7 protein-coding genes and 1 pseudogene are annotated in these 5,966 nt (G+C 70.6%); 3 read left to right on the top strand and 5 right to left on the bottom strand.

What is annotated here, in order from left to right:
- Positions 1-128 precede the first annotated feature (128 nt).
- The 3 genes from FV228_RS18325 (at position 129) to FV228_RS18335 (ending at position 3,699) form a co-directional block, all read left to right on the top strand.
- Complete coding sequence (locus FV228_RS18325; protein ID WP_147855935.1) at positions 129-1,223, top strand: glycosyltransferase; 1,095 nt, start codon at positions 129-131, stop codon at positions 1,221-1,223.
- Positions 1,224-1,505: 282 nt separating this feature from the next.
- A complete protein-coding gene (locus tag FV228_RS18330) occupies positions 1,506-2,981 on the top strand; it encodes a GumC family protein (RefSeq protein ID WP_147855936.1) in 1,476 nt (491 codons plus the stop codon).
- Positions 2,974-3,699 (top strand): WecB/TagA/CpsF family glycosyltransferase, encoded by a 726-nt coding sequence (locus tag FV228_RS18335; protein ID WP_147855937.1) that lies wholly within the window; start codon positions 2,974-2,976, stop codon positions 3,697-3,699. The genes FV228_RS18330 and FV228_RS18335 overlap by 8 nt, the downstream gene beginning before the upstream one ends.
- Before the next feature lie 136 nt (positions 3,700-3,835).
- Here FV228_RS18335 and FV228_RS18340 read toward each other — a convergent pair whose 3' ends face one another.
- From FV228_RS18340 to FV228_RS34905, 5 genes and pseudogenes are all read right to left on the bottom strand, one after another.
- Entirely contained in the window at positions 3,836-4,402 is a 567-nt protein-coding gene (locus FV228_RS18340; protein WP_147855938.1) for an NUDIX hydrolase, read from the bottom strand.
- A 38-nt stretch (positions 4,403-4,440) separates the two neighbouring features.
- The gene (locus FV228_RS18345) at positions 4,441-4,698 is read right to left on the bottom strand and encodes a sulfurtransferase TusA family protein (RefSeq protein ID WP_147855939.1); all 258 of its coding nucleotides are present in this window, start codon (positions 4,696-4,698) and stop codon (positions 4,441-4,443) included.
- A 46-nt stretch (positions 4,699-4,744) separates the two neighbouring features.
- A complete protein-coding gene (locus FV228_RS18350) occupies positions 4,745-5,077 on the bottom strand; it encodes a hypothetical protein (RefSeq protein WP_147855940.1) in 333 nt (110 codons plus the stop codon).
- Positions 5,078-5,290: 213 nt separating this feature from the next.
- Entirely contained in the window at positions 5,291-5,689 is a 399-nt protein-coding gene (locus tag FV228_RS18355; RefSeq protein ID WP_147855941.1) for a hypothetical protein, read from the bottom strand.
- 103 nt (positions 5,690-5,792) lie between these two features.
- Positions 5,793-5,966 (bottom strand): annotated as a pseudogene (locus tag FV228_RS34905) (glutamate--cysteine ligase); the annotation flags it as partial.

Below are 5,966 nucleotides of genomic sequence, written 5' to 3' on the forward strand. Positions count from 1 at the left end.
GTACCGGCGCCCTCCCGGCCCCTCGTGCGCCGGCTGCGCCGGGCCAAGCAGATGGTGCTCGGCCGGCGCATGCCCCTGTTCGTGCGCCGCTGCCTGTACCTCGCCGGCACCCTGCGGCGGAGCGTTCCGTGAGGTCGGCTCCCGAACGGCAGGGCGCCCGGCGGATCTATCTCGACCGGACCCATCTGCGCGGCCACGTCACCGGGATCGAGCGGATCACCCTCGACCTGTTCGCCCCGGACCGGCTCGCACCGCACGATGTCCGGCCGGTCACCAGCGGCTCGCTGCCCGGAATGATCGCGCAGCAACAGTTCGGCCTGCCGCTGCGGACGCTGGCCGACCGCGACGCGCTCTTCCTGTTCCCGGGCTTCCCGCCGGGGCCGCTCTGCGCCGTCGCGGCCGAGCGCTGCCTGTTCTACGTCCACGACACCTTCCTGCTCGACCGGCCGGAGGATCTGAGCCTGAAGAGCCGGCTCTACATGAGCCCGAGCTTCGCCCGGGCGCTGCGCTGGTGCCCGAACCTGTTCGTGAACAGCCGCACCACCGGACACGCCGTCCGGGCCGTCAGCCCGCCGCACGCACGGGTCGCCCTGCTGAGGCCGTCCGTGCGGGACGCCTTCGGCCTCGCCGACCTGCCGGGGCCGGCGTCCTACGATCCGGGCATGCCGTTGCGCCTGCTGGCGATCGGCACGATCGAGCCGCGCAAGGACTATGCGGCCTCCCTGGCGCTGGTCGCCGCGCTCAACCGGGCCGGAATGCCGGCGGAACTGCACCTGGTCGGCCGGGTCGGCTGGGGCCGCCACGCCTTCCTGGATGACCCGCCGCCTTACCTCCACCGGTACGGGTATCTCGCCGATGCGGAGCTGCGGGCGCTGGCCGGTTCCTGCCACCTGCTGCTCTCGACATCGAAAGCCGAGGGGCTCGGCTTGCCCCTGCTGGAGGTGCAGCATGGCGGCCTGCCGGTGGTGGCACCGGACGCGCCGGTGTTCCGCGAGGTGCTGGACGCCTCCGCCCTGCTGATCCGCCCCGAGGATCCAGAGGCCGCTGCGGCAGCGCTCGCCGCCTGGGTCGGCGAAGGCGGCCTCACCCGGTCGGCGGCGGAAAGCCGTGGGAACGTGGCGCGGTGGAACGCGGCTGCGTCCGAGGACAAGGAGCGCTTCGGGCGCTTCCTGGCGGGGGATCCGGACGCATACGCGGAACCGGGCACCACCCGCATCGGATGAGTCCGTTTACGTAGTCCCCAACATTTAAAGGCCTGATCGGGCCACAAAATCGTGACAGACCGTTCTCGTTCTAGCGGCGATATCTATACGGTTGCTGCTGCAGGGTGTGCATCAAGGCGAGAGTACTGGTTCGGTATGCTGGTTGCTGGAGTGTCGAGGAAGACACCGCCTCGGTGGAGGTTCTGTCCCGGATCGGCACGGTGGTGACCGGAAAGGGGACGGGAGCAGGATGGCGGTGGAAGACGGCACCGGTCGTCGTCCGACAGGTCAGGAGCGAGGCGCATGTTCGACTTCTCGACACGCATGAGCGGTGAGCAGCCCGTCCGCATGGTGCTGCCCCAGGTCGAATCCCGGCCGGAGGCGCGGGTGATCCTGCGCCGCCTGTGGCGGGGCAGCGGCTTCATCGTGCTGGGCGCCCTGTTCATGGTGGCGGCCGCCGTGGCGCTGCTCGGCCTGATCCCGCCGCGCTACACTTCCTCCATCCAGGTCCTGGTCGATCCCAGCGACCTGCGGGTCGTCGAGAACGACGTGAACGCCCGCCAGCCCCAGGCCGATAGCGGCGTCTCCATCGCCGAGAGCCAGGTGCGGGTGATCCAGTCCGACAACGTCCTGCGCCGGGTGATCGCCAAGCTGCATCTCGACCAGGACGACGAGTTCGTGCTCCCCGACGGCAACAACCCGACGATCGCGTGGATCAAGGGTGCGCTCGGTATGCTGCCGCCAGCCGCGAGCCGCGACCCGGTCAACATCGCCCTCGACACGCTCCAGACCAAGCTCAGCGTCCGCCGGGCCGAGCGGACCTTCGTGATCGACGCCTCGGTGCAGTCGCGCGATCCCGAGAAGGCCGCCCGGATCGCCAACGCCATCGGCGACGCCTACTTCGCCGAGGAGGCGGCCGCCCGCACCGATACCGCGCGGCGCGCCTACGACGCGCTCACCGGACGGCTGGGCAGCCTCAAGCGCGACGTCGAGCAGGCCGAGGGCGAGGTGGTGCGCTACCGCGAGGCCCACAAGCTCGTGGCCTCGAGCGGTCGCCTGCTGACCGACCAGCAGCTCGGCGACCTCAACCAGCAGCTCGTCACCGCGTCGATCAAGACCGCCGAGGCGAAGTCGCGCCTCGACCAAGCCCGCAAGATGCGCACCTCGGACCCGAGCACCGCCCTGCCGGAGATGCTGCAATCCCTGGAGATGCAGGCGCTGCGGCAGCAATACGCCACGCTCTCGCGCAACACCGCCGAGCTCGCCACCCGGCTCGGCGAGCGCCACCCGGCCATGGCCGAGCAATACGCCCAGCAGCGTGACCTCCAGCGCCTGATCCAGCGCGAGAAGGAGCGGATCATCGACACGACCCAGAAGGATTACGACCGGGCCGCCGCCAGCGAGGCGGCGATCCGGACCAATCTCGACCGGGTGAAGACCGAGACCGTGAGCAGCGACCGCGCCTATGTGGGCTTACGCGAGCTGGAGCGGACGCTGGAGGCCCGCCGGGGAGTCTACGAGGCCTATCTGAAGCGCGCCCGCGAGGCGAGCGAGCAGGAGCGCCTCAACACCACCAACGTCCGGATCATTTCAGTGGCGACGCCGGCCCGCCAGCGGACCTTCCCGCCCTCGCCGAAGATCGTGCTGCCGGTGGCCCTCGTGCTCGGCCTGCTGCTCGGCGGCGCCATCGCGTTGGCGCTCGGCGCCGACAGCGATCGTCGGCGGTTCCGCCGGGCCGTCGCCCGCCCCGGGACCAGCTTCCGGGCCGCCGATGCGTGATGTCGAGGCTCCGAGCCCGGCAGACTCGGAGCCGGTGTCGCGGGACCGGGCTGCTCCGGAGCCGTCCACGACCGTCATGCTGTTCGGCTACGGCTTCCACGTCGGCACCGCGTCCGCGATCGTGACCGCGGTGGCGGCACGGCGCTCGGATGGTCCCCGGACGATCGTCACCGCCAACGTCGACCACGTCGTCCAGCTCGCCGAGGACGCGGATTTCCGGGGCGCCTACGCGCGCGCCGCCGCCCGGACCCTCGACGGCATGCCGTTGGTCTGGCTCGCCCGGGTGGCGAGCGGCCGGCCGGCGGAGCGGATCACCGGCCACGACCTCCTGGCCTGCATCCTGGCCGACCCGCCGCCCTACGCCCGCCGGGTGTTCTTCGTCGCCGCCCGCCAGGACGTCGCCGACATGCTGACCACGCGCCTCCAGGCCGCCGGCACCACCCTTCTGGTGATGGGCGTCGGCGCACCGAAATCGGAAGTCTGGGTCGATCGCCAGGGTCGGGCGCTGGGCAACCCGGTGGTGTTCTGCGTCGGCGACGCCCTCTCGGTCGCGGCCGGCTGCCTCCCCCGCGCCCCGTGGCTGATGCAACGGCTCGGCCTCGAATGGGTGTTCCGCTTCCTATGCGCCCCGCGCCGTCTCTTCCGCCGCTACTTCATCGAATCCTGGCGCTTCATCGGCATCGCCGTGCGCGACCGGGTTTCGGGGCGGCGGGATTGAGGGGGCGGGCCGGCGCCGGGTGCGCAAGCCCCATCCCATCCACGCCCTGATCGTCAGCGTGATTGGACAGTCGTTCGTCCGGCTTCGCCCCACCGTCGTCTGTCATTCCAACGTGTCGCGGGCGAGCTTCAGTCGGCTACGCAAACAGCTCCGGCCGGCGCAGTTGCAGCGCAAAGAGCAGCAGCAGCGACTTCATGTCGGTGAGGGCGCCGCGGCGGGTCATGGCCAGGAGTTCCGGCAGCGGGATCTCATGCACGGCCACCGCCTCGCCCTCCGCGGCCAGGCCGCCGCCGGCGCCGGTGCGGTCGGATTCCCCGTAGGCGGCCAGGAACAGATCCATCCGCTCGGTCGAGATGCCCGGCATCGTCCAGGCGCTGGCCACGAGGTCGAGGGCGCCGAGGCGCAGCCCGGTCTCCTCGGCGGCCTCGCGCCGGACCTCGTCCTCCGGCGCGCCGTCATCGAGCAGCCCCGCCGGGACCTCGACATGGCTCGGCGGACCGCCGGAATAGAGCACCGGCGCCCGGAACTGCGAGACCAGCGTCGCCACCCGCCGGACCGGATCGTACGGCAGCACCGCGACGGCGCGGCCGTGATCCTCCATCTCGCGCGTGATGCGCGTGCCGTCGTCCTGCATTACCTCGGCCACGAGGTAGCGGGCCCATCCCTCGTGCACGAGGCGCACGCCCCCGATCCGTGGTGCCATGCCGTCTCCGCTATATCCCTGGGAACCGGACGGATCGCTCAGGAATGCGGCGGCTTCGCGGAGGCCGTCATGCGGAAACGCAGGCGATCGCCGTCCCGCTCGGCCGAATCGAGCCGGGCACCCTCCTCGCGCACGAGGTTCGGGATGTCGATCATCGCCATCGGATCCGTGCAGGTGACCACCAGGACCCGCCCGGCGCCCAGCGCGCGCAGGGCCTTGCGGGTGCGCAGGACCGGGAGCGGGCATTTCAACCCGGTCAAGTCGAGTTCGACACGATCCGGTTCGTCGTCCTGCACGGGGTCGGCCTCATCCCGCACCGATACCCGCGCTCGCGACGGCCGACTACCACTCGTGATAGCCGAAGACCGGACCGCGATACGTGTCCGGCGCGAACACATAGTAGGTCGGGCCGTAATAGCCGTATTCCATGTTGCGACCAGGGGTCGGCGCGTATCCGTATCCGTAACCGAACGGCACCGGATAGCCGTACTCGCCGTAATAGCTGTATTCTGGACGGACCCGTGCCTCTGCGACGAGTCCCGCACCCACGGGCGGGCGTGCGACCGGGACGGCGCGTTGGGCGCGATACGGCCCCAGATCCGCGGCGAAGCAAACGCCGCCGGCCGTCACGGCGGATAAGACGCCGGCCGCAAGCGCGACGGTGTGGCGAGTCATGGCGTCGGTCTCCTGACGAGGACGATTCGGCCTCGGAGGGATCCGATCACATGGCCTGCGGCAGACTAGCCTCGCGGGCCTTGGCTGAAGCTTGCGGCTCCCGTTGAAGGTGATTCGGATCGGGGACTCGGCCCAGGACAGCGTGTCTGACAGGTGACAAAAAATCCCGGCCTCGATGAGACCGGGAATGTTGGAGCAGATTGGAATACGGACTTACCAGCCGTAATCGTCGTAGCCGTAAGCCGGGTAGCCATAAGCGGGATAGGCGTAGCTGCGGACCGGCGCGTAGCCGTAGCCATAGGCCGGGTAGCCGTAGCCGCCGTAATAGCCGTAGCGGGGAGCCGCACTGGCGGCCAGCGCCCCGCCGATGATGCCGAGGGCGGCACCGGCCGCGACGGCGCCGGCGACGCGGCCGCCATAGCCGCGGCGGTATCCGTAGCCGCCGCCATAATAGCCCCGGCGCCACCCGACGGTGTCGATATGGGTGCTGGGGCCGCCGACCTGCACGGCACTTTGCGCCGGCAGAGGGGTCGCCTCGGCGGCGGTGAATGAACCGGCGATCATGGCCAGCGCCGATGCGCCGGCGACGAGAGATGTGGTGATGCGGGACATGGACACTTCCTCCACGCGCTGAACCATCGGCGTGAGAACCGTCAGGTATCGCACTTCGTTCCGCGCCACGGTGTGCGGCCGCACGGTCTCGATGGCGCGCGGTTCAGAACACGCATTCCGAGAAGGCCGGGCGCACGCAGGCACCCCAGCGGCCCTCGTAATCGGCGAGCAGGTCGTCGGCCCGGGTGCGCCCCGCCGTGACGATCGCCTCCAGGGGCTGAAGGTAGACGGTCTCGTCGCGGCCCTCGGCGTCGCGCCGGGCCCGTGCGCGAAGACC

This window comes from Methylobacterium sp. WL18 (assembly GCF_008040015.1).
GTDB lineage: Bacteria > Pseudomonadota > Alphaproteobacteria > Rhizobiales > Beijerinckiaceae > Methylobacterium > Methylobacterium mesophilicum.

What these genes read in the sequence shown, in the direction of transcription:
- FV228_RS18330 (WP_147855936.1), top strand. Translation starts at nt 1,506, where the DNA reads ATGTTCGACTTCTCGACACGCATGAGCGGTGAGCAGCCCGTCCGCATG.
- FV228_RS18335 (WP_147855937.1), top strand. Translation starts at nt 2,974, where the DNA reads ATGCGTGATGTCGAGGCTCCGAGCCCGGCAGACTCGGAGCCGGTGTCG.
- FV228_RS18340 (WP_147855938.1), bottom strand. Translation starts at nt 4,402, where the DNA reads ATGGCACCACGGATCGGGGGCGTGCGCCTCGTGCACGAGGGATGGGCC.
- FV228_RS18350 (WP_147855940.1), bottom strand. Translation starts at nt 5,077, where the DNA reads ATGACTCGCCACACCGTCGCGCTTGCGGCCGGCGTCTTATCCGCCGTG.
- FV228_RS18355 (WP_147855941.1), bottom strand. Translation starts at nt 5,689, where the DNA reads ATGTCCCGCATCACCACATCTCTCGTCGCCGGCGCATCGGCGCTGGCC.